This window comes from Paraburkholderia sp. EG304 (assembly GCF_046543485.1).
In the GTDB taxonomy this organism is placed as follows: domain Bacteria; phylum Pseudomonadota; class Gammaproteobacteria; order Burkholderiales; family Burkholderiaceae; genus Paraburkholderia; species Paraburkholderia youngii.
The window spans coordinates 14,149-35,830 of sequence record NZ_JBKGUA010000028.1; the positions used below are offsets into that span (position 1 = coordinate 14,149).

A 21,682-nucleotide genomic window follows, 5' to 3' on the forward strand; every position below is an offset into this window, starting at 1 on the left:
CGATGAGCTCGACATACGCCCCTGCCATCCGCTACGAGCTGCTCACCTCCGCCGGCCCGCGCACTGTCTCCGGCGAGCACGTCGTCATTCCGAACGATGCCGGCGCCACATTCGGCATCCACGCCGAGCGCCACCTTACGGATGGCCACCCTGAAAAGTGGGTCGTCACGCACCTCGCGTCGGGCATGCAGGCCGGCACTGGCACGACGCGAACCGCCGCGGTCATGCATGCGACGACGAACCTTGAGCGCAATCGCCGCCGCCTGCGGCAAATGCTCGACGAGGCGACGTCCGCGCGCGCCGATTTCCAGTTCGCCAGCTGCCAACTCGCGCGCAACCGGCTCGAAATCTTGGGAGAGAAACACGTATGAAACCCACCGCTTACACCGCGCCGCACGACGCGGCACTACTGGCCGCGATCAAGGCGGCCGCCGACACGCTGCGCTTCGACAACCGGCCCGGCAGCCTGCAGCGCCAATGCACGCTCGGCCTGTTTGTCGCCGCGCTGAGCGACCGTCTCGCCCTTGCGTTCCCCGAGTCCTCGAACGCCCTTCATACCCTCGTGTTCAGCCCCTCGACAAGCGGTAACCCGGCTGAAACATCCCCGCAGCAACCTCAGTAACACATGTAACGATGGCCACAATCGACGAACTGAAACAGCGAATCGACCTGCACGACCTTGCAGACCGCCTCGGCCTCAAGCGCGGCCGCGGCGGCGACCGCGCGCTCTACCATTCACCGCTGCATGACGACAGGAGCCCGTCCCTGTCGATCTACGTGAATCACCCGAAGCACGGCACCGGCTGGCGTGACCACAGCGCGAATGTCGGCGGTTCGTGCATCGATCTCGTGATGCACGTGCGCGGTGGCACTGTCGCCGACGCCGTGCGTTATCTGCACGACGCCTATGGCATTCCGGCCGACCGTCCCGAATCAGGCGAGCGCCGCGAGAAATCGACCGTCGAATACATCGCCGACCGGTGTTTCGCCGAGCGAGAACGCGTGCGCGAGTATCTCGCCGGCCGTGGCATCTCGGCCGAGGCGATCGACACAGCGATCGCCGCCCGCTCGCTTGGATTCAACACGTGGGCGAGCCCGAAGATCGCCGCCGGCGAGGTCGGTCACGGCGGGCCGGCCGCCGCGTTCATCGTGCGCGCGCCCGGCGAGGCCCGCGTCGTAGCCGTCGACATGCGCTATCTCGACCCCGCGCAGAACGGCGGCGTCAAAACCCAAACGCAGGGCGACAAGTCCGGATACTTCTGGACCGCCGACCCCCGCCGCCTCGGCAAGGCCCGGCGCGTGGTCATCGTCGAAAGCGCGATCAACGCGCTATCGATCGATACGTGCGCGCTGCCCGGGACTGCCGCGTTCGCGCTGCGCGGCCTCGCCAACGTCGACGCCGTCGACTTCTCGCCGCTGCGCGGCAGGCAGGTCGTCATCTGCATGGACAACGACGAGCCGTTCGCAGACAACCACCCGCGCGCCGGCCACCGCCCCGGCCCCGAGGCGGCATGGGCGCTCTACGAACGGCTTACGGCGCTCAACATCAGCGCCGTGCTCGTCGACCAGGCCGAGTGGCTCGCCGATCTGGCAGACGGCGAAAAGACCCGCCGGCCCATCAACGACGTGAACGACTACCTGCAGCTGCGCGGCGCTGCCGAGCTGGCGCGCGCACTCGAACAGATCGAGCCGTGGCTCATCGCCGGCATGCCGGGCGATGCCACGCGCCGCGGCCGGCCGCGCATCTTCCTGCCATCGCACGACTTCGCGCAGTACTGGCGTTTCCGCGTGCGCCCCGATTTCACCAGCTACATCACGAAGATGGACCGGAACGAGGAATCCGGCGTCGAGACACCCGTCACGACCGATCTGTGCGGCTTTCGCATCGCCGCCATCAGCCGTGTGTCCGTCGCGAGCGCAACGTCGACGATGACGGGCGATGCCGATCAGGCGCCCACCGTCTATTTCGCCGTGTCGGTACAGGCCCCGCGCCACGGCGCGCAGCTCATCCGCCGAGTGATGCTCGACGACCAGTTGCACAACGTCGACCAGTGGGGCAAGTTCGGACCGATCTGGGCGCCGGCGCCGTTCAAACGCATGGTGAACATCCTGGAGCGCGGCGCGGATCTCGGCGCGCGGCAGGCCGCGAACTTCGTCGGGCTCGCCTGGCGCGACGGGAGCCTGATCGTGAACGAAGGCCCGGACTGCTACTTCACCGAGGCCGACAAGCAGTGCCCGTATCACAACCTGACGTTTCCGAGCGGTCCGATTGGCGACGCTCGACGCGTCATCACGGCCTATCAGGCGACGTTCAAACAGAACGCGGCCACCATCCCGCTTGTGTGGGCGCTCGGCGGGCACCTGAAGGCGCTGCTAGGCTTCTGGCCGCACATCACCATCCAGGCGAACAAGGGGGCAGGCAAGTCGACGCTCATCAAGCGTCTTGAGCGCTCGCTGGCATTCACGATGTTCTCAGGGCAGTCGCTGCAGACGGAGTTCCGGTTGCTCACCAGCATCAGCCACACCAGCCACCCGGTCGGATGGGAAGAGCTGTCGGCGCGCCGGCAGGACGTGATCGACAAGGCGGTCGGGCTGCTGCAGGAGAACTACCAGTACACGGTGACACGCCGCGGTAGCGACATGACGGAATACCTGCTGTGCGCGCCCGTGATGCTCGCGGGCGAGGATGTGCCGGTGCGCAGTCTGCTCGGCAAGCTTGTGCGCACCACGCTCACCGGCAAGCGTGGGCCGCTGCTGCCCGACGACCTGCCGCGCTTCCCGCTCCGGCAGTGGCTGGAATTCCTTGCGGGTCTCGACAAGCGCGCCGTGCTCGATCAATACGCGGCGCTGCGCGACAAGGCGCTCGCCAACTGCCGCGCGAGCGGCCAGGACGACGGCGCAAAGCGCATGGCAGGAAACTACGCGGCCGTCGCACTTGCCTGGCGCTACCTGTGCGAGTTCGCCGGCATGGACGCGAGCGAAGGCGATTTCCCGCGCGATCTGTTGACCGAAATGAACGGCCACATCGCCGAGACGAGCGCCGATCGCGAGCCGTGGGTCTGGATCATGGAAACCGTCCTTTCGGAAATCGACGGGGGCAATTACAAGCACCCATTCACCTTCGACACCGTCGATGGCGAGTTCTGTCTTCTGCTGCGCACGGGCCACGTGATGGACCACATCGCCCACACGAGCGCGCTGCGCGACAAGTGGAACGGCCTGCCGGTGAAGTCCGACCGTGTGTTCAAGGCGCAGCTCAAGCACGCGGGCGTCGTGGTCGGCGAGAAGGAGGTCGAGCGACGCATTTACACCCGCCGCGTGCCCTATCTCACGCCGGTTTCGCTTGGGCGCCTTGCCGCGTTCGGGCTACACGTCTCGGTGCGCGAGGACCTGGCCACCGACGCCCTGCAGGGAGGTCACGCATGAAGCGCCAATCGTCGCAACAGAACCGAGGCAACCGCCGCACCGGGGCAACAAGCGGATTTTGCCGCTGGGGGCAGGCAGGTAGCGCAGAAAACCCGTGGATTTTGGGTGGGCACGCACCTAAGTCCTTGATTCCTGAAGCGAGTGCCGCCACGAGTCACCCCGGATTTGCCACGAGTCACGCGGCTTTTGCCACGAGTCCGGCTTCGGCGCATGTCGCCGCCGCCCCTTTCTTCCCTCTCTCTAATTCATTGAAAAAGAAGAAGAAAGAGTACGAAGAAGAGCAAGCAATCGGCCATTACCCCGTGCCACGAGTCGGGGCTGTTTTGCCATCAGTCGCGCACGCTGCCTATTTTTTGGGCCATGAGTTTCCGGGGGTTGCCACGGTTGAATGATGGCAATTGATGGCACAACAAATCTTTAAAAATCAGCCGGTTATGGATCAATTCCACGCAAACCATCAGTCCACGAGTTGCGCTGCGTGTGCCTCCCCTGCGCCAACGGCCGAAACCGCGCGGGCAGCCACCGTCGACCTGCCCGCTGCGGCGACGATCCTTGGCGCGCACCCCGAGACGGTGCGCCTGAAGGTGAAGGCCGGCGCGCTGCCCGGCCGGAAGGTTGGCAAGCGCTGGATGTTTTCGGTGATTGCCCTGCAGCGCTACCTCGCCGGAGAATGGATTCCGCGAGTTGTGCAGGGCGATCAGCAGGAGGAAGTAAAGAAATGTCGCTCTATAAACGAAAGTCCAGTCCGAACTGGCAATACAAGCTGTACCCCCCTGGCGGCGGAACGCCGCTACAAGGAAGCACTGGCACCAGCAACAAGGAACAGGCCCAGGAGTTCCACGACCGGTTGAAGGTGGACCTCTGGAATCAGGCCCGGTTGGGACTGAAGCCACGCTACACCTGGAACGATGCCGTTGTCCGGTATGTCAGCGATCGCGAAGGGCTCCCAAGCCTGGAAACGTCGAAGACCCATCTGCGATGGCTGGATCAGCACCTGTCGGGCGTGGCACTGGCCGACATTGACCGCGATCGCATCGACGCGATCGCACAGATCAAGAGGAGGGAACGCCGCGTCATACGGACAAAACGCGGCCTCAAGGAAACCGGCAAGACCGTCAGCGCCGGCACTGTGAATCGCGTCATCGGTGTGCTGAAAGCCGTGCTCAATGCGGCCGTCGAATGGGAGTGGATCGACCGCGCGCCGGTCACGAAACGCGCGAAGGTCGTCGCAAGGCGCATCCGGTTTCTGTCACAAACCGAGGCCGCGCGCCTGCTCGCCGAACTGCCCCAGCATCTGTCGGACATGGCGCGGTTCAGCCTCGAGACTGGGCTACGGCGATCCAACGTGACGGGGTTACAGTGGTCGCAGGTGGATATCGTAAGGCGGGTTGCGTGGATTCACCCCGACCAAGCGAAGGCGCGCAGGGCGATCACCGTGCCGCTGTCCGACACAGCGATCGCCGTACTGCGAAAGCAGATCGGCAAAAAGCGCTTGCCGGAGTACGCCGACAGTGTCTTCGTCTACCACGGCAAGCCGGTCTATCAGACCGTCACGGCCGCGTGGACAAAGGCATCGCAGCGTGCCGGCATCCGCGATTTTCGCTGGCACGATCTGCGGCACACGTGGGCGAGCTGGCATGTTCAGCGCGGCACACCGCTACAGGTGCTGAAGGAACTCGGTGGGTGGGAAACGCTGGAGATGGTGCAGCGGTACGCGCATCTGTCAGCCGAGCACCTGACGCACTGGGTGACACCGCTGACGGAGCTGCCTGGACCGAAGTTAGCTGCAATCTAGCTGCAATGTCGGAGCCCGACGAAGAGGGGAAACCGCTGAAAGCCTTATCAGGCTTGGCGCGCCCGGCTGGGATCGAACCAGCAACCCCTGCCTTCGGAGGGCAGTACTCTATCCATTGAGCTACGGGCGCATCACTACAAACTGCGGGGACTTAACACGAAAGCGCGACAACCAGAATGGACTCGACGCCAACGCGAGAGACCGCAAGCATACCCGGTTTCAGCCGAACCGTCCACCGGACGGCCTCCGACGCCCGCCTCAGCGTCTTCCCCGAGCCCTGTCATCGTGCATGCCGATCCGGGTAAACGCCTGCTGAACACCCTCCAGGCCCCCTCGCCGCCGCCGAAACCTTGCGTCTATAATCGTCCGTGGCTGACAAAGAACAAGAAGTTGCCGTCGCGCTGTACCGCTCACATACCCACGGAGACGAGACAAGCATGAGCGAAGCACCACACGGAGCCCCGATCAAAACCCCAGCACAGCTCATCGCCGCGGTCATCGCCGGGTTTGCTGTGCCGATCATCATCATCGTTCTGCTCGCCGTCTACGTCGATAATTCGACACGCACCGGCGCCGGCACCGACTCCCTCTCCGAAGCCGAAGTCACCTCCCGCATCCATCCGATCGCCCAGGTCGAGATCCGCGACGCCAACGCCCCGCGCGTCTACAAGACCGGCGAGGAAGTCTACAAGGCGGTCTGCTCGGCGTGTCACGCGTCGGGTGCCGCAGGCGCGCCGAAATTCACCAACACCGCCGACTGGGCGCCGCGCATCGCGCAAGGCTTCGACACGCTGTGGCACACCGCGCTGTCCGGCAAGGGTGCGATGCCGCCGCGCGGCGGCACCAGCCCCGACGACTACAGCGACTTCGAGATCGCGCGCGCGGTCGTCTATATGGCGAACAATTCGGGCGCGAGCTTCCCCGAGCCGGCGCAGCCGGCGGCGGGCGCGGCGGCGGCATCGGGTGCCGCTGCGGCATCCGGCACGGCAGCCGCATCGGATGCAGGCGCGGCCCAGGCCGCCGCGGCGATGGCCGCCATGGCGAGCGTGCCGCAGACTCCCGCTCCGGCAGCGGGCGGCGCACAAAGCGCGGATGCTTCGCAGGCCGGCAAGGCGCTGTATCAGTCGGTATGTCAGGCTTGTCACGCGGCCGGCGTGCTGAACGCGCCGAAGTTCGGCGACAAGGAAGCATGGGCGCCGCGCCTGAAGGACTCGATGGACACGGTCTACAACTACGCGCTGCACGGCAAGGGCGCGATGCCGCCGAAGGGCGGCTCGAATGCATCGGATGCGGACGTGAAGGCCGCGGTCGACTATATGGTCAGCGCGGTGAAGTAAAACGGGCGGCATCGGCCGCTAAACTAAAAATCCCTGCATGCGCTAACGCGATGCAGGGATTTTTTTGTACGCAATGACAAGCAACCGCACCGGGCGGCCACTCGAAGCGCCGCCCGCTCACGCCTTCTGCAACAGCGCCTTCAAACTCGCGAGCCGGTCCTTCGGCGACATCGGCGCTTCTTCCGGCGTCGGCGGCGGCGCATCGTCGAGCAGCATTTCGTTGATGAAGCGCGACGGTTCGCAGACGATCGTTTCCCGCGCCCGCTTGCGCTTCTTGCACCAGTTCAGATGCAGGCTGCGCTGCGCGCGCGTGATCGCGACGTACATCAGCCGGCGCTCCTCCTCGATGCGCGCGTCGTCGATCGGCTCGTCGTCCGCGCCGCCGCGATGCGGCATGATGCCTTCCTCGACGCCGACCAGAAATACGTGCGGATACTCGAGCCCCTTCGACGCATGCACGGTCGACAGCCGCACCGCATCCGGATCTTCCTCGCGGCCTTCGAGCATCGACATCAGCGCGACCGTCTGGATCAGGCCGAGCAGGTTCTTGCCGGTGTCGCCGAGGCCGTCGGCGGTGTCGTAGCCGGTCGCCTCGCTGCCGGCCGCCGGCTCCTCCTTCGTGCCCTTGCGCTTCAGCCACTCGATGAACTCGAGCACGTTCTGCCACTTCGCCTGCGCCTGGCGTTCATCGAACGCGTCGTACAGATACGCTTCGTAGTGGATCGCTTCCATCAGCTCGTCGAGCAGCGTGCCTGCCGCGTCCTTCTCCGCGCGGTCGGTCAGGCGCTGCATGAAGTCGCAGAACGCGCGCATCGGCTCGATCTGACGCGGCGACAGCCGCGCTTCGATGCCGCCCATGTAGACCGCCTCGAACAGCGACACCTTCGCCTGGCCCGCGAACGCGCCGAGCGCCTCCAGCGTCGTATTGCCGACGCCGCGACGCGGTGTCGTGATCGCGCGGATGAACGCGGGGTCGTCGTTCGCATTGGCGATCAGACGCAGGTACGCGCAGATGTCCTTGATCTCGGCCTTGTCGAAGAACGACTGGCCACCCGACAGCACGTACGGAATCCGTTCACGGCGCAGCACCTGCTCGAAGATGCGCGCCTGGAAGTTGCCGCGATACAGGATCGCGTAGTCACGGAAATTCGCGCGCCGCTCGAATTTGTGCGCGGACAGCCGAAACACCACCGACTCGGCCTCGTGCTCCTCGTCGTTGCAGCCCGTCACCGTGATCGTGTCGCCCATGCCGTGCTCGGACCACAGCTTCTTCTCGAACAGCTTCGGGTTGTTCGCGATCACGTTGTTCGCGGCGGTCAGGATGCGCACCGTCGAGCGGTAATTCTGCTCGAGCTTGATCAGGTGCAGATTCGGAAAATCCTTGCCGAGCTGGCCGAGGTTTTCGAGGGTCGCGCCGCGCCAGCCGTAGATCGCCTGGTCGTCGTCGCCGACCGCCGTGAACGCCGCGCGCTTGCCGGCCAGCAGCTTCACCAGTTCGTACTGGCACGCATTGGTGTCCTGATACTCGTCGATCAGCAGATAGCGCAGCTTGTTCTGCCAGCGGTCGCGCACCTGCTCGTTGCTCGCGAACAGTTCGGCGGGCAGGCGGATCAGATCGTCGAAATCGACCGCCTGATACGCATGCAGCGTCGCCACGTGGTTGCGATAGACGATCGCCGCCTGGTGCTCGTCCTCGGTCGATGCGGTCGCGATCGCCTGCTCGGGCATGATCAGGCCGTTCTTCCACAACGAGATGATCGACTGGATTTTGCGGATGAAGCCCTTGTCCGTCGAGCCGACCTGTTCCTGGATCATGCCGAAGCAGTCGTCGGAATCCATGATCGAGAACTGCGGCTTCAGGCCGACGTGTTCCGCCTCCTGCCGCAAAATCTGCACGCCGAGCGAGTGGAAGGTACACACCGTCAGCTGGTTCACGGGCACCTTGCGGCCTTCCTTGCCCGGGGCGGTCAGCGTCTTGCCCTCGAGCAGCTTGCCGACGCGCTCGCGCATTTCCGCCGCGGCCTTGTTCGTGAACGTGACGGCGGCGATGTGGCGTGGCTCGAAGCCCTTCGCTTCGATCAGGTGCGCGATTTTCTGCGTGATCACGCGTGTCTTGCCGCTGCCGGCGCCGGCGAGCACGAGACAGGGACCGTCGAGATAACGGACCGCTTCACTTTGAGCGGGGTTCAGGCCTGCGGACATCGTTTGTGGATGGGTAATACGGTTGAGGGCCGCTGAGGTCGGACTGGCGGGAAGCGCCGGCCGAAGGCCCGGGGCATGCTGCGCGGCTCGATGCGCGCGAGAGGTGCGATGTTAACATGGACAACCGCGATGGACCCCGCAATGGGGTGATGCTCAGCCCCCGGTCCAGCCCGCAAATGCCACAATGATGTGATTGCGCGCCGCTGCCGCGGTGGCAAGGCGGCGCGCCGTTCCTCCAGGAAGAATCGCATGTCCGCATCGCTGAAGGTTGGATTGATGGGCTACGGCTTCGCCGGCGCGACGTTTCACGCACCGGTGATCGAACATTGCGGACGCGCGAGCGTCGCCGCGATTGCGACCGGGCAATCCGAGCGCGCGCACGCCGACTATCCGCACGCGAAGATCGTCGCCGATCTCGACGCGCTGCTCGCGCTCGACGACATCGACTGCGTCGTGATCGCGACGCCCAACGACACCCACTTCGACCTCGCGCGCCGCACGCTCGAAGCCGGCAAGCACGTGGTCGTCGACAAGCCTGTCACGCTGAGCGCCGCCGACGCCCACACTCTCGCGAATATCGCGCTCGCCCGCAGCAAGCTGTTCGCACCCTTTCACAACCGCCGCTGGGACGGCGATTTTCTGACCGTGCGCGATCTGCTCGCGCGCGTGGAGCTCGGTCGCGTCACGCACTACGAATCGCATTTCGACCGCTTCCGGCCGGGCGTGCGTCAGCGCTGGCGCGAGGACGCGACGCGCGGCGGCGGTCTGCTGTTCGATCTCGGTCCGCATCTGATCGACCAGGCGCTCGCCCTCTTCGGCGCACCGCAGACCGTCTCGGCGACGGTGCGCACGCATCGCGACGACGCAAGCGCCCCCGACTACGTGCACATCCAGCTCGGCTATGGGGAGTTCGAGGTCGTGCTGCATGCAAGCGCGTTGACCGCATTGCCGGGACCGCGCTTTGCGATCCATGGCACGCGCGGCAGCTATGTGAAGCACGGCCTCGACACCCAGGAAGATCAGCTGAAAGCCGGCCTGCGCCCCGGCGACGCAGGCTTCGGCGCCGGCAACACGCCAGGCGTGCTGCGCGTGCTCGAAGGCGACCAGGAAGTCGAGCGCGAATTGCCGACCCGCAACGGCGAGTACGCAGGCTTCTATATTGCGTTGGCCGACGCGATCCAGAACGGCGTCGCATTCCCGGTCAGCACGCGCGACGCGGTCGACGTCATGACGATCATCGAACTGGCCGCGCGCAGCTCCGAGCAGGGCGTGCGGCTGCCGTTCGAGCGCATTCGCTGAGCCTTGCATCGCTGTGCGTCGCACCGTGCTCGCGCGGTCTGTGTACCGAAAACGGGATGACCTTTCGCGCCGCGCAGGCCGTCGGCGGGGGGCTTTCCTGACGTTCCAGAAAGGAACATAACGTTACAAATTCGCCCGCTGCCGAGTCAGCGGGCGTTCCTCGTCATCCGTTGCTAGCGAGGTAGTAATCGATACGACAACGACTCCGGGAGAATCCATGTCTCGAATCATCCGTGCCCTTGTTGCATGCGCGCTGCTCGGCTCCGTCGCCGCCTGCGTGGTAACGCCGCCGCCGGCCCCGCGCCCGAGCCCCACTCCGCAGCAGATCGCGGACCAGCGCCTGCATCAGGTCGAGGGCCGCATCGACAATCTCGCGCGCCGTATCGACACTCGCGTGAATCAGGGCTATTACCCGCCGCCGCAAGGCGCCGCGCTGCATCACCGCCTCGAGACGATCCGCCAGGAAGCGCACGACATGGCCACGCAGCATGGCGGCGGTTTGTCCGCGGAAGAACAGCGCGTGCTGAACCAGGAGCTGGACAATGCGGCTCACGCGATCGGCGAGTGAGTCGGCGAGCAAGCCGGCAAACCGAGTTGGCAAGCGAGCAGCGGGTGAGCACCCACTACCACTCATGGTGCGGTGACGGATAGCGCCGGGACGAGCAACTGAAAAGCGCGGGCATACGCTCCGCGCTTTTCTTTTTGACACCCCGAAACAGTCGCAGTCGCCCTCACTGCGCTCCCGGCCCTTTATTTGACAAGCCCCGGCCCGTCGCGTACATTCGCCGCACGCGTCGGGAGAGCGTGCTGGCAAGCGAAAAATCGCAGGCCGCGCCGCCGAAGGGGCACACCCGCAAACTCTCAGGCAAAAGGACCGACCGCGTCGAAAAACCCGTCTTCCGGCGGCTTTTTCGCACTCTGGAGAGCGGCAGTAGCCATCCGCGTCGCACGTCGTGCACCGCAGGCAGGCTGCCCACCGAAGGGGCGCGCGTTTCACCGCGACGAATCGAGCTCATTGAGCCCGTCGCGGCGGCGCAATCTCTCAGGTATCGAGGACAGAGGGGTCATGCAGAACCACGCTCGCAGGCACACGGCCGCGAGGCAGTGCGCCGCATGGCCTTTTTTGTTCCGCGAGACGCCCGAGGCCCCATGACCGAACTCAAACACACCCCGCTCCACGCCGCTCACCGTGCGCTCAATGCCCGCATGGTCGACTTCGGCGGCTGGGACATGCCCGTCAACTACGGCTCGCAGATCGAGGAACATCGCGCGGTGCGCACCGACGCCGGCATGTTCGACGTGTCCCACATGTGCGTGGTCGACTTCACCGGCGAGCGCGTCCGCGCGTTCTTCGAATACGCGCTCGCGAACAACGTCGCGAAGCTGCAAACCCCGGGTCGCGCGCTCTACTCCTGCATGCTGAATCCGAACGGCGGCGTGATCGACGACCTGATCGTCTATTACTTCGGCGAAGACCACTTCCGCGTGGTCGTCAACGCCGGCACCGCCGACAAAGACATCGCCTGGTTCGGCCAGCTCAACGCCGAAGGTGGTTTCGGCCTCACCATCACGCCGCGCCGCGATCTGGCGATCGTCGCCGTGCAAGGCCCGAACGCGCGCGAAAAAGCCTGGCAAACCGTGCCGGCCGCGCGCGCCGCGACCGAAGCGCTGAAGCCGTTCAACGCCGCGCGCGTCGACGGCACGCCGTTCGGCGAGCTGACCGTCGCGCGCACCGGCTACACCGGCGAAGACGGCTTCGAGATCATCGTGCCCGCTAAGCATGTCGAAGCGCTGTGGAATGCGCTCGCCGCCCAAGGCGTGCGCCCGGCCGGTCTCGGCGCACGCGACACGCTGCGCCTCGAAGCCGGCATGAATCTTTACGGCCAGGACATGGACGACAATGTCTCGCCGCTCGACGCCGGTCTCGCATGGACCGTGGACCTCACCTCGCCGCGCGACTTCATCGGCAAAAGCAGCCTCGAAGCCGGCGGCTCGCGCGCCGCGTTCGTCGGCCTGATCCTGCTGAAAGAAAACGGCAAGGCCGCCGGTGTGCTGCGCGCGCATCAGAAGGTCATCACGCCGCACGGCGACGGCGAAATCACCAGCGGCACGTTCTCGCCCACCATGCAGGAATCGATCGCCTTCGCGCGCGTGCCGAAAGGCGTGCAGCCGGGCGACACTGTGCATGTCCAGATTCGCGACAAAGCCTGCCCCGCAAGCGTGGTAAAACTGCCGTTCGTGCGCAACGGCAAGGTGCTGGCGGTTTAAGCGGCCGGCGCACGCCCCTACATTCAAACCACTACCGAACATACCGTTCAGGAGCATCCAATGAGCATCCCGGCCGATCTGAAATACACCGAATCGCACGAATGGGTCCGCACCGAAGCGGACGGCACGCTGACGGTCGGCATCACCGACCACGCGCAGGAAGCGCTCGGCGACATCGTCTTCTTCGAAGTCCAGCAACTCGGCAAGTCCGTGACCGCGGGCGACACCGTCGCCGTGATCGAATCGGTGAAGGCCGCTTCCGATATCTACGCGCCGGTTTCGGGCGAAGTCATCGAAGCGAACACGACCGTCGGCGACTCGCCGGACACCGTCAACAGCACGCCGTACGACAGCTGGCTGTTCAAGATCAAGCCGGCCGCCGACGCGTCGCTCGAGCGTCTGCTCGACGCCGACGCGTACGCGAAGTCGATCGGCGCCTGAGTTACGACCTGACTCACTGCCTGATTCAGTTTTCGTTTTAACCGTCAGGCGCGGCGCTCGCACCACGGCGCGCGCCGCGCCGCCAGGAACACCCATGAAGCTCGAACACCCGGATCGTCTGATGAACCGCACTCCTCTCTCGCTCGCCGCGCTCGAAGTGCACGACGCCTTCGCCGAACGGCATATCGGCCCGGATGCGGCCGACCAGCAAGCGATGCTCGAAGCAATCGGCTTCGCGTCGCGCGCGGCATTGATCGACGCCGTCATCCCGAAGACGATCCGCCGCACCGAAGCGCTGCCGCTCGGCCCCTTCGCGCAACCGAAGAGCGAAGCCGAAGCGCTCGCGGCCTTGCGCGAACTCGCGGACAAGAACCAGGTGTTCCGCTCCTACATCGGCCAGGGCTATTACAACGCCCATACGCCGACGGTGATCCTGCGCAACGTGCTGGAAAATCCGGCGTGGTACACCGCGTACACGCCGTATCAGCCTGAAATTTCCCAAGGCCGTCTGGAAGCGCTGCTGAACTTCCAGCAGATGGTCACCGACCTGACCGGTCTCGCGATCTCGAATGCATCGCTGCTCGACGAAGCGACCGCCGCCGCCGAAGCGATGACGCTGCTGCAGCGTGTCGGCAAACCGAAGTCGAACGTATTCTTCGTCGCCGACGACGTATTGCCGCAAACCATCGAAGTCGTGAAGACGCGCGCGACGCCGGTCGGCATCGAAGTGAAGGTCGGCCCGGCCGCCGAAGCCGCCAACGCCAACGCCTTCGGCGTGCTGCTGCAATACCCGGGCGTGAACGGCGACGTGCGCGACTACCGCGCACTGACCGAAGCGATCCACGCGGCGGGTGGCCATGTGGTCGTCGCCGCCGACCTGCTCGCGCTGACGGTGCTGACGCCGCCGGGCGAATGGGGCGCGGACGTGGCCGTCGGCAATACGCAGCGGTTCGGCGTGCCGGTCGGCTTCGGCGGCCCGCATGCCGCATACCTCGCGGTGCGCGATGAATTCAAGCGGCAGATGCCGGGACGGCTGGTCGGCGTGACCGTCGACGCGCAAGGCAACCCGGCGCTGCGGCTCGCGCTGCAAACGCGCGAGCAGCACATCCGCCGCGAGAAGGCGACCTCGAACGTGTGTACCGCACAGGCGCTCCTCGCGATCATGGCGAGCATGTACGCGGTCTATCACGGGCCGCGCGGCCTGAAGACGATCGCGCTGCGCGTGAACCGCATCGCCACGCTGCTCGCCGAAGGCGCGAAGCAACTCGGCTACAAGCTCGTCAACGAAACTTTCTTCGACACGCTCACGTTCGACACCGGCGCACGCACGCAAGCGCTGCACGACGCGGCCACGGCGAGACGCATCAACCTGCGCCACGTGAGCGCGACACAAGTCGGCCTGTCGATCGACGAAACCACCACGCGCCGGGATCTGGCCGACCTGCTCGCGGTGTTCGCGCAAGCGGCCTTCAAGAGCGACGTGCCGCAAGTCGACGCGCTCGACGCCGCGCTGAGCGCATCGAAGACCGCGTCGGTGCCGGCCGCGCTCGAACGTACGAGCGCGTACCTCACGCATCGCGTGTTCAACCGTCATCACTCGGAAACGGAAATGCTGCGCTACCTGCGCAGCCTGTCGGATAAGGACCTCGCGCTCGATCGCTCGATGATCCCGCTCGGCTCGTGCACGATGAAGCTGAACGCGACGTCGGAAATGCTGCCGGTCACGTGGCCCGAGTTCGGCCATATTCATCCGTTCGCACCGGCCGAACAGACCGTCGGCTACCGCGAGATGATCGATCAGCTCGAAGAGATGCTGGTCGCCGCGACAGGCTATGCGGCCGTGTCGCTGCAACCGAACGCGGGCTCACAGGGCGAGTACGCGGGTCTGTTGATCATCCACGCATATCACGCGTCGCGCGGCGAAGCGCATCGCAACGTCTGTCTGATTCCCGCGTCGGCGCACGGCACGAACCCGGCGTCGGCGCAGATGGCCGGCATGCAGGTCGTGGTCGTCGCATGCGACGCGCAGGGCAACGTCGATATCGAAGACCTGAAGAAGAAGGCCGCGCAGCACGCCGATAAGCTCGCGGCGATCATGATCACGTACCCGTCGACGCACGGCGTGTTCGAACAGAACGTCCGCGAAATCTGCGAGATCGTGCATGCGCACGGCGGCCAGGTGTACGTGGACGGCGCGAACATGAACGCGATGGTCGGCCTGTGCGCGCCGGGCCAGTTCGGCGGCGACGTCTCGCACCTGAACCTGCACAAGACCTTCTGCATTCCGCACGGCGGCGGCGGACCAGGCGTCGGTCCGGTCGCGGTCGGCGCTCACCTCGCGCAGTTCCTGCCGAACCAGACTTCGTCGGGCTATCAGCGCGCGGAGAACGGCATCGGCGCGGTGTCGGGCGCGCCGTACGGCTCGGCGTCGATCCTGCCGATCTCGTGGATGTACATCGCGATGATGGGCGCGAAAAACCTGACGGCCGCGACCGAAACCGCAATCCTCAACGCGAACTACGTCGCGAACAAGCTCGCGCCGCACTATCCGGTGCTGTATTCGGGCCCCGGCGGCCTCGTCGCGCACGAGTGCATTCTCGATCTGCGTCCGATCAAGGACACGAGCGGCATCACCGTCGACGACGTCGCCAAGCGCCTCGCCGACTACGGCTTCCACGCGCCGACGATGAGCTTCCCGGTGCCGGGCACGCTGATGGTCGAACCGACCGAGTCGGAGTCGAAGGAAGAGCTCGACCGCTTCATCGAGGCGATGATCGCGATCCGCGAGGAAATCCGCGCGGTCGAGGAAGGCCGCTCGGACCGCGAGGACAATCCGCTGAAGCACGCGCCGCACACGGCGGCGGTCGTGATCGCCGACGACTGGAAGCATGCGTATGCGCGCGAGACCGCTGCGTATCCGCTGAAGACGCTGATCGCGAACAAGTACTGGCCGCCGGTCGGTCGCGCGGACAACGTGTACGGCGATCGCAACCTGTTCTGCTCCTGCGTGCCGATCGCCGATTACGAGTAAGAGCGAGTCGGCCGCACGTCACGCGCGGCGCTGCGAAGGTCCATCAGCGTGCGCGCGCGATCCTGTTGTTGAAAGCCGCAACCGGCTAACATCACACACCGAATCAGCCTAACGAGGAGTTTCGCATGGCGCGAAAGGTGCGATTGATGCAAAGCCGGGACGAGGCGGCGGGTGTCCGTCCGTGGCGACCGGCTTACGCTGTGCTGCTGGCCGGTGCGGCCGTGCTGTTGCCGCTGCGCGAAGCGCAAGCCGCGATGAATTTTTGCGCGGCGCCGGCGCTGCAAACGAGCGAGCGCACCAATGCCGATCCCGGCGTCAAGGCGCTCGTCGCCAACGTGCAGGCGCATCTGAACGAGCAGCCGCATGCGCTCGCGAAACTGCACACCGAAGGCACGCTGCCGCACGAGGGCATCTACGATCAGAGCGTCGAAGCGCAGAAGGATCTCGACCTGCTGCGCGACGCCGCGCTCGCGTGGCGCGCGACCAGCGACGACCGCTTCCTGAAGCTCGTCGATCGTCTGCTGTATGTATGGGTCACGACCTATCAGCCGAGCTTCAATCCGATCGACGAAACGGGTTTCGAAGGGCTGATCCTCGCGTATGACATGACCGCGAGTGCGCTGCCCGTCAAAACGCGCAACGCGGCGATGGCGTTTCTGACGAAGTTCGCCAACGGCTATATCGCACAGATCGACGCGCAGCCGCGGCCGCTCACCGGCACGTTCCGCAACAATTGGCAAAGCCACCGTATCAAGCTGATCGCGATGGCCGCGTTCACGCTCGACAATCGCAAGATGATCAACGCGGCGCAGCGGCTGTTCGTCGAGCATATCGGCGACAACATCGCGCCGGACGGCTCGACGATCGACTTCGGCGAGCGTGATGCACTGCACTACGTCACCTACGATCTGCAACCGCTGGTGACGGCCGCGCTCGCCGCGCGCCGCCACAACCGCAACTGGCTACAGGAAAAGGGCGCGAACGGCGCGACGCTGCTCGCCGCGCTGAACTGGCTCGTGCCCTTTGCGATGGGCGCCCAGACGCATGAGGAATTCGTGCATTCGAACGTCGCGTTCGATGCAAAACGTCGCGAGGCCGGCTTGCCCGGTTATTCGGGTCGGTGGGATCCGAAGAACGCGGCGGAACTGTTTCACCTGGCGGCGCGTCTCGATGGACGCTTTACGCCAGTCGCGCTGCAGCTCGCACCGACGCCGCCCGCGTGGCTCGCCGTGTGCCTGCCGCTGGCGGCGCGCTAAAACTCTTATCTATACGCAGGGAGCAGTACATGGCAGTCAGCGTCTTCGATCTCTTCAAAATCGGCATTGGTCCGTCGAGCTCGCATACGGTCGGGCCGATGCGCGCGGCGCTGATGTTCGTCCAGGGGCTCGAGCGCGACGGGCTGCTCGATTCCACAGCAGCGGTGAAAGCAGAGCTGTACGGCTCGCTCGGCGCGACCGGCAAGGGGCACGGCACCGATCGCGGCGTGATGCTAGGTCTGATGGGCGATGCGCCCGACACCGTGAATCCCGACACGATCGCGCAACGGCTGGAAGCGGTGCGCACGTCGCGCAAACTCGCGCTGCTCGGCACGCACGAGGTGCCTTTCGTGCAGAAAGAGCAGATCGCGTTCTATCGCCAGGCATTGCCCGAGCATCCGAACGGCCTGAAGCTGTTCGCGTTCGATGCGCAAGGCGCGACGCTGCGCGAGTCGACCTATCTGTCGGTCGGCGGCGGCTTCGTCGTGACGGCTGGCGCGCCGAACACGAAGGTGCTGAGCGCCGTCGATCAGCTTCCGCACTCGTTTCGTACCGCCAATGAGTTGCTCGCGCTGTGCGCGTCGAGCGGCAAGAGCATCGCGCAGCTGATGTGGGAAAACGAACGAGTCTGGCACAGCGAGGGGGAAACGCGCGCGGGTCTGCTGAAGATCTGGGACGTGATGCAATCATGCGTCGCGCGCGGCTGCGGCATCAACAATCCCGACGCCGATGGTCACTTGCCCGGCCCCTTCCAGGTGAAGCGGCGCGCGCCGCAGCTGTATCGCGCGTTGACGGGCAACCCTGAGCGCGCGTTGCAGGATCCGCTGTCGATGGTCGACTGGATCAATCTGTACGCGATCGCTGTGAACGAAGAGAACGCCGCGGGCGGGCGCGTAGTCACCGCGCCGACTAATGGCGCGGCCGGCATCATTCCGGCGGTGCTGCATTACTACACGCGCTTCATGCCGGGCGCGAACGAGCAGGGCGTGATCGACTTCCTGATGACGGCCGCCGCGATCGGCATTCTGTACAAGCTGAACGCGTCGACTTCCGGCGCGGAGGTGGGCTGTCAGGGCGAAGTCGGCGTCGCCTGCTCGATGGCCGCGGGCGCGCTGGCCGCCGTGATGGGCGGCACGCCGAAGCAGGTCGAGAACGCCGCGGAAATCGGCATGGAGCACAACCTCGGGCTCACCTGCGATCCGGTTGGCGGCATGGTGCAGATTCCGTGCATCGAGCGCAATGCGATGGCATCGGTGAAGGCGGTCAATGCCGCGCGCATGGCGTTGCGCGGCGACGGCAGCCACTACGTGTCGCTCGATTCGGTGATCAAGACGATGCGCGAAACCGGCGCGGACATGAAGACCAAGTACAAGGAAACGTCGCGCGGCGGCCTCGCGGTGAATATCGTCGAGTGTTGAGGCGTTGAGCGCGGCATCCAATTGCATGCGATGGAATCGGAAAAGCGCGGGCCCTGTGGCCCGCGTTTTTCATTTGGGCAACCGCGTTGCGCCTACGCCGTCGAACAGTTGCGCTGCGCCATGACAACGCCCACGTGCTCGGCGTAAGCTGTCGAATCGCCCATCGGCCGCTGTTGCAGGTTCCGCCGATGCGGCTCCATTCCAACGCACTCACGCACTGCCAGGAGGCTTCTTCGCAATGTCGCTGCCGAATGCTCCCGCTGCCCATTCCGCTTCCCATACCGCACGCACGACCGGCGCGCGCCTCGTCGTCAATGCGTTGCTCACGCACGGCGTCGAACGTGTTTTCTGCGTTCCCGGCGAAAGCTTTCTCGCCGTGCTCGATTCGCTGCATGACGAAACCGGACGCATCCAGACGATCGTCTGCCGTCACGAAGCCGCGGCCGCGAACATGGCCGAAGCGGTCGGCAAGCTGACCGGCCGCCCGGGTGTCGCGCTGGTCACGCGCGGGCCGGGCGCGACGCATGCGTCGATCGGCGTGCACACCGCGTTTCAGGACTCCACGCCGATGATCCTGCTGATCGGCCAGTGCGCGCGCGAACATCTCGATCGCGAGGCGTTCCAGGAGATCGACTACCGGCGCATGTTCGGTCAGATGGCGAAGTGGGTCGCGCAGATCGACGACCCGAAGCGCATCCCCGAATATCTGAGCCACGCGTTTCATACGGCCACCTCGGGGCGGCCGGGGCCTGTAGTGCTGGCATTGCCCGAAGACGTGCTGAGCGATGCCTGCGACGCGGTGCCTGGCGCGCCCGCTTATCAACGCGTGGCGGCGTCGCCATCGGCAGCGCAGATCACGAAGCTGCGCGAGTTGCTCGAAGGCGCGCAACGTCCAATGGTGATCGCCGGCGGCAGCGGCTGGACAGCGACCGCATGCGCGGACCTGCGGCGATTCATCGAAAACTGGCAGCTGCCGATCGGCCTCGCGTTCCGCTTCCAGGACACCTTCGACAACGAGCATCCGCACTATGCGGGCGACGTCGGTCTCGGCATCAATCCCGCGCTCGCTCAGCGCATTCGCGATGCGGACCTGCTGCTCACGCTCGGTCCGCGCCTCGGCGAAGCGACGACCAACGGCTACACGCTGCTCGATATCCCGAAGACGAAACAGACGCTGGTGCATGTGCATCAGGGCGCGGAAGAACTGGGGCGCGTCTATGCGGCCGATCTGCCGATCGTCTCCGGCATGCCTGAACTCGCGGCGATGCTCGCAGAGCTGGAACCGTCGTCGTCCGGCAAGCTCGCCTGGGCGGGTGCCGCTGAAGAAGCGCATCGCGCGTATCTGGAATGGCGCAAGCCGCGTCCGGTTCCCGGCGACGTGCAGATGGGTGAAGTGATCCAGCAGTTGCGCGCACATTTGCCCGAGGACGCGATCGTCACCAACGGCGCGGGCAATTACGCGACGTGGCTGCATCGGCATTTCTCATATCGACACTTCCGTTCGCAGCTCGCACCGACGAGCGGCGCGATGGGCTACGGCGTGCCGGCGGCGCTCGCGGCAAAGTCGCTGTATCCGCAACGCGCGGTGGTCGCGCTCGCCGGCGACGGCTGCTTCATGATGGCCGCGCAGGAGCTGGCAACCGCGATGCAGTATGACCTGCGCGTGCTGTTCATCGTCGTCAACAACAGCCATTTCGGCACGATCCGCATGCATCAGGAGCGGCACTATCCGCATCGCGTGCATGGCACCGGTCTCACGAATCCGGACTTCGCGGCATTCGCCCGTTCGTTCGGTGCGCATGGCGAGACCGTTGAACGTACCGGGGATTTTCTGCCGGCGTTGCAGCGCGCGATCGAATCGCAGCTGCCGGCCGTGATCGAGATCCGGATGCCGCAGGAGGCGAGCACGCCCGCGGCGACGCTCGAAATGATTCGTGAGCAGGGGAGGAAGATGCGGGGGGAGTGAAATTGCGCCGCCGTCAATCAAAAAACCCCGCACAAGCGGGGTTTTTTGTGGCTTACGTGGTTCAGCAAGAAACTTACTTGCCGCCCACGCTTTGCAGCGTCGTCCACTTGCCGTCGACGACCTTGTACAGCGTAATACCGCCGTTCTTCAGATCGCCGCGCTCGTCGTACGCGAGGTTGGCCGTCGTGACGGCCGGCTTCGACGTCTTGGCGAGCACCGGCAGGTACTTGGCCGGATCGGTCGAGTTCGCGCTCTTCATCGCGGTGAACATCGCCATCGCGCCATCGAACGCGTACGGCGAGTACGTTTGCACGTCTTCGTTGAAGCGCGCCTTGTACTTTTCGACGTACGCCTTGCCGCCCGGCATTTCTTCGAGCGGCAGACCGGCGAGCGAAGCCACCGTGCCGTTCGCCGCGTCGCCGGCGAGCTTGATGAAGGTCGGCGTGTGGACCATTTCGCCGCCCATCAGCGGCGCCTTCACGCCGAGCTGCTTCATCTGCTTCACCATCGGTGCCGCTTGCGAATCCGCGCCGCCGTAATAGATCAGATCCGGGTTCGACGACTTCAGCTTGGTCAGGATCGACTTGAAGTCGACGGCCTTGTCGTTCGTGTATTCACGATCGACGATCGTCGCGCCGGCCGCCTTCGCTGCCTTTTCGAACTGATCCGCAAGACCCTGGCCGTAAGCGGTGCGATCGTCGACGATCGCGATCTTCTTCATGCCGAGGTTCTTCACCGCGAACGTGCCAGCGACCGAGCCTTGCTGCGTGTCGGACGTCATCATGCGGAAGGTGGTCTTGAAGCCCTGCTGCGTGTATTCCGGCGCGGTCGCCATCGCGATCTGCGGAATGCCCGCGTTCGCGTAGATGCGCGAGGCCGGAATCGTCGTGCCCGAGTTGAAGTGGCCGAGCATGCCCTTGATGCCGTCATCCACGAGCTTCTGCGCGACCGTCGTGCCGGTACGCGGGTCGGCCTGGTCGTCGGCCGAGTCGAGCACGATGCGAACCGGCTTGCCGCCGATCACCGGCTTGGTCGCGTTGAACTCTTCGACCGCGAGCGTGATGCCGTTCTGGAAGTCCTTGCCGTAGTGCGCCTGTGCGCCCGTCATCGGACCGGCGAAGCCGACCTTCACGTCTTCCGTCGATTGAGCGTTGGCCGTCCCCGCCAGCGACATAGCGGCAACCAGAGCTGCGCCTGCCAGCTGTTTCATTTTGTGTTGCATAGCTTCTCCTTGATACCAGGT

17 protein-coding genes, 1 tRNA gene and 2 riboswitches are annotated in these 21,682 nt (G+C 65.3%); of the genes, 15 read left to right on the forward strand and 3 right to left on the reverse strand.

Annotated features, from left to right (window positions below; translation table 11 throughout):
* Positions 1-2: 2 nt before the first annotated feature.
* From ACLFKU_RS27600 to ACLFKU_RS27625, 6 genes are read left to right on the forward strand one after another with little or no spacing between them, the layout of a single operon-like run.
* Positions 3-371: a hypothetical protein gene (locus ACLFKU_RS27600; RefSeq protein ID WP_410851219.1), complete on the forward strand. Its 369-nt coding sequence runs from the start codon at positions 3-5 to the stop codon at positions 369-371.
* Positions 368-622, forward strand: coding sequence for a hypothetical protein (locus ACLFKU_RS27605; protein WP_410851188.1), 255 nt, complete (start codon positions 368-370; stop codon positions 620-622). Before ACLFKU_RS27600 ends, ACLFKU_RS27605 begins: the two co-directional genes overlap by 4 nt.
* Positions 623-633: 11 nt before the next feature.
* Positions 634-3,426 carry a toprim domain-containing protein gene (locus ACLFKU_RS27610; protein WP_410851189.1) on the forward strand — a complete coding sequence of 931 codons (2,793 nt, stop codon included), beginning with the start codon at positions 634-636 and terminating at the stop codon, positions 3,424-3,426.
* On the forward strand, positions 3,423-3,818 hold the full coding sequence (locus ACLFKU_RS27615; RefSeq protein ID WP_410851190.1) for a hypothetical protein: 396 nt from the start codon (positions 3,423-3,425) through the stop codon (positions 3,816-3,818). Before ACLFKU_RS27610 ends, ACLFKU_RS27615 begins: the two co-directional genes overlap by 4 nt.
* A gap of 42 nt (positions 3,819-3,860) precedes the next feature.
* Entirely contained in the window at positions 3,861-4,277 is a 417-nt protein-coding gene (locus ACLFKU_RS27620) for a helix-turn-helix domain-containing protein (RefSeq protein ID WP_410851220.1), read from the forward strand.
* A complete protein-coding gene (locus ACLFKU_RS27625) occupies positions 4,190-5,221 on the forward strand; it encodes a tyrosine-type recombinase/integrase (RefSeq protein ID WP_410851221.1) in 1,032 nt (343 codons plus the stop codon). Before ACLFKU_RS27620 ends, ACLFKU_RS27625 begins: the two co-directional genes overlap by 88 nt.
* Before the next feature lie 54 nt (positions 5,222-5,275).
* Here the strand turns inward: ACLFKU_RS27625 and ACLFKU_RS27630 are convergent.
* Positions 5,276-5,351 (reverse strand) — tRNA-Arg (locus ACLFKU_RS27630).
* Positions 5,352-5,658: 307 nt separating this feature from the next.
* Between ACLFKU_RS27630 and ACLFKU_RS27635 the strand changes: the two genes are divergently transcribed.
* A complete protein-coding gene (locus tag ACLFKU_RS27635) occupies positions 5,659-6,558 on the forward strand; it encodes a c-type cytochrome (protein WP_368585627.1) in 900 nt (299 codons plus the stop codon).
* 117 nt (positions 6,559-6,675) lie between these two features.
* On the opposite strand, the gene ACLFKU_RS27640 is transcribed toward ACLFKU_RS27635, so the two are convergent.
* Complete coding sequence (locus ACLFKU_RS27640) at positions 6,676-8,760, reverse strand: UvrD-helicase domain-containing protein (protein WP_410851191.1); 2,085 nt, start codon at positions 8,758-8,760, stop codon at positions 6,676-6,678.
* A gap of 249 nt (positions 8,761-9,009) precedes the next feature.
* Between ACLFKU_RS27640 and ACLFKU_RS27645 the strand changes: the two genes are divergently transcribed.
* The 8 genes from ACLFKU_RS27645 (at position 9,010) to ACLFKU_RS27680 (ending at position 20,439) form a co-directional block, all read left to right on the forward strand.
* Positions 9,010-10,059 carry an oxidoreductase gene (locus ACLFKU_RS27645; RefSeq protein WP_410851192.1) on the forward strand — a complete coding sequence of 350 codons (1,050 nt, stop codon included), beginning with the start codon at positions 9,010-9,012 and terminating at the stop codon, positions 10,057-10,059.
* 217 nt (positions 10,060-10,276) lie between these two features.
* Positions 10,277-10,627 carry a hypothetical protein gene (locus ACLFKU_RS27650; RefSeq protein WP_368585625.1) on the forward strand — a complete coding sequence of 117 codons (351 nt, stop codon included), beginning with the start codon at positions 10,277-10,279 and terminating at the stop codon, positions 10,625-10,627.
* A gap of 217 nt (positions 10,628-10,844) precedes the next feature.
* A riboswitch (glycine riboswitch) is annotated at positions 10,845-10,947 on the forward strand.
* Between the two features lie 20 nt (positions 10,948-10,967).
* A riboswitch (glycine riboswitch) is annotated at positions 10,968-11,128 on the forward strand.
* An 80-nt stretch (positions 11,129-11,208) separates the two neighbouring features.
* Positions 11,209-12,327 (forward strand): glycine cleavage system aminomethyltransferase GcvT, encoded by a 1,119-nt coding sequence (gene gcvT / locus ACLFKU_RS27655; RefSeq protein WP_368585624.1) that lies wholly within the window; start codon positions 11,209-11,211, stop codon positions 12,325-12,327.
* A 60-nt stretch (positions 12,328-12,387) separates the two neighbouring features.
* Positions 12,388-12,768 (forward strand): glycine cleavage system protein GcvH, encoded by a 381-nt coding sequence (gene gcvH / locus ACLFKU_RS27660; RefSeq protein ID WP_368585623.1) that lies wholly within the window; start codon positions 12,388-12,390, stop codon positions 12,766-12,768.
* 94 nt (positions 12,769-12,862) lie between these two features.
* On the forward strand, positions 12,863-15,799 hold the full coding sequence (gene gcvP / locus ACLFKU_RS27665) for an aminomethyl-transferring glycine dehydrogenase (RefSeq protein WP_410851193.1): 2,937 nt from the start codon (positions 12,863-12,865) through the stop codon (positions 15,797-15,799).
* Positions 15,800-15,924: 125 nt separating this feature from the next.
* Complete coding sequence (locus tag ACLFKU_RS27670) at positions 15,925-17,055, forward strand: alginate lyase family protein (RefSeq protein WP_368585621.1); 1,131 nt, start codon at positions 15,925-15,927, stop codon at positions 17,053-17,055.
* A gap of 29 nt (positions 17,056-17,084) precedes the next feature.
* On the forward strand, positions 17,085-18,473 hold the full coding sequence (locus ACLFKU_RS27675) for an L-serine ammonia-lyase (RefSeq protein ID WP_410851194.1): 1,389 nt from the start codon (positions 17,085-17,087) through the stop codon (positions 18,471-18,473).
* Between the two features lie 238 nt (positions 18,474-18,711).
* Positions 18,712-20,439, forward strand: coding sequence for a thiamine pyrophosphate-binding protein (locus ACLFKU_RS27680; protein ID WP_410851195.1), 1,728 nt, complete (start codon positions 18,712-18,714; stop codon positions 20,437-20,439).
* A gap of 73 nt (positions 20,440-20,512) precedes the next feature.
* Here ACLFKU_RS27680 and ACLFKU_RS27685 read toward each other — a convergent pair whose 3' ends face one another.
* A complete protein-coding gene (locus tag ACLFKU_RS27685) occupies positions 20,513-21,661 on the reverse strand; it encodes a branched-chain amino acid ABC transporter substrate-binding protein (protein WP_368585618.1) in 1,149 nt (382 codons plus the stop codon).
* Positions 21,662-21,682 lie beyond the last annotated feature (21 nt).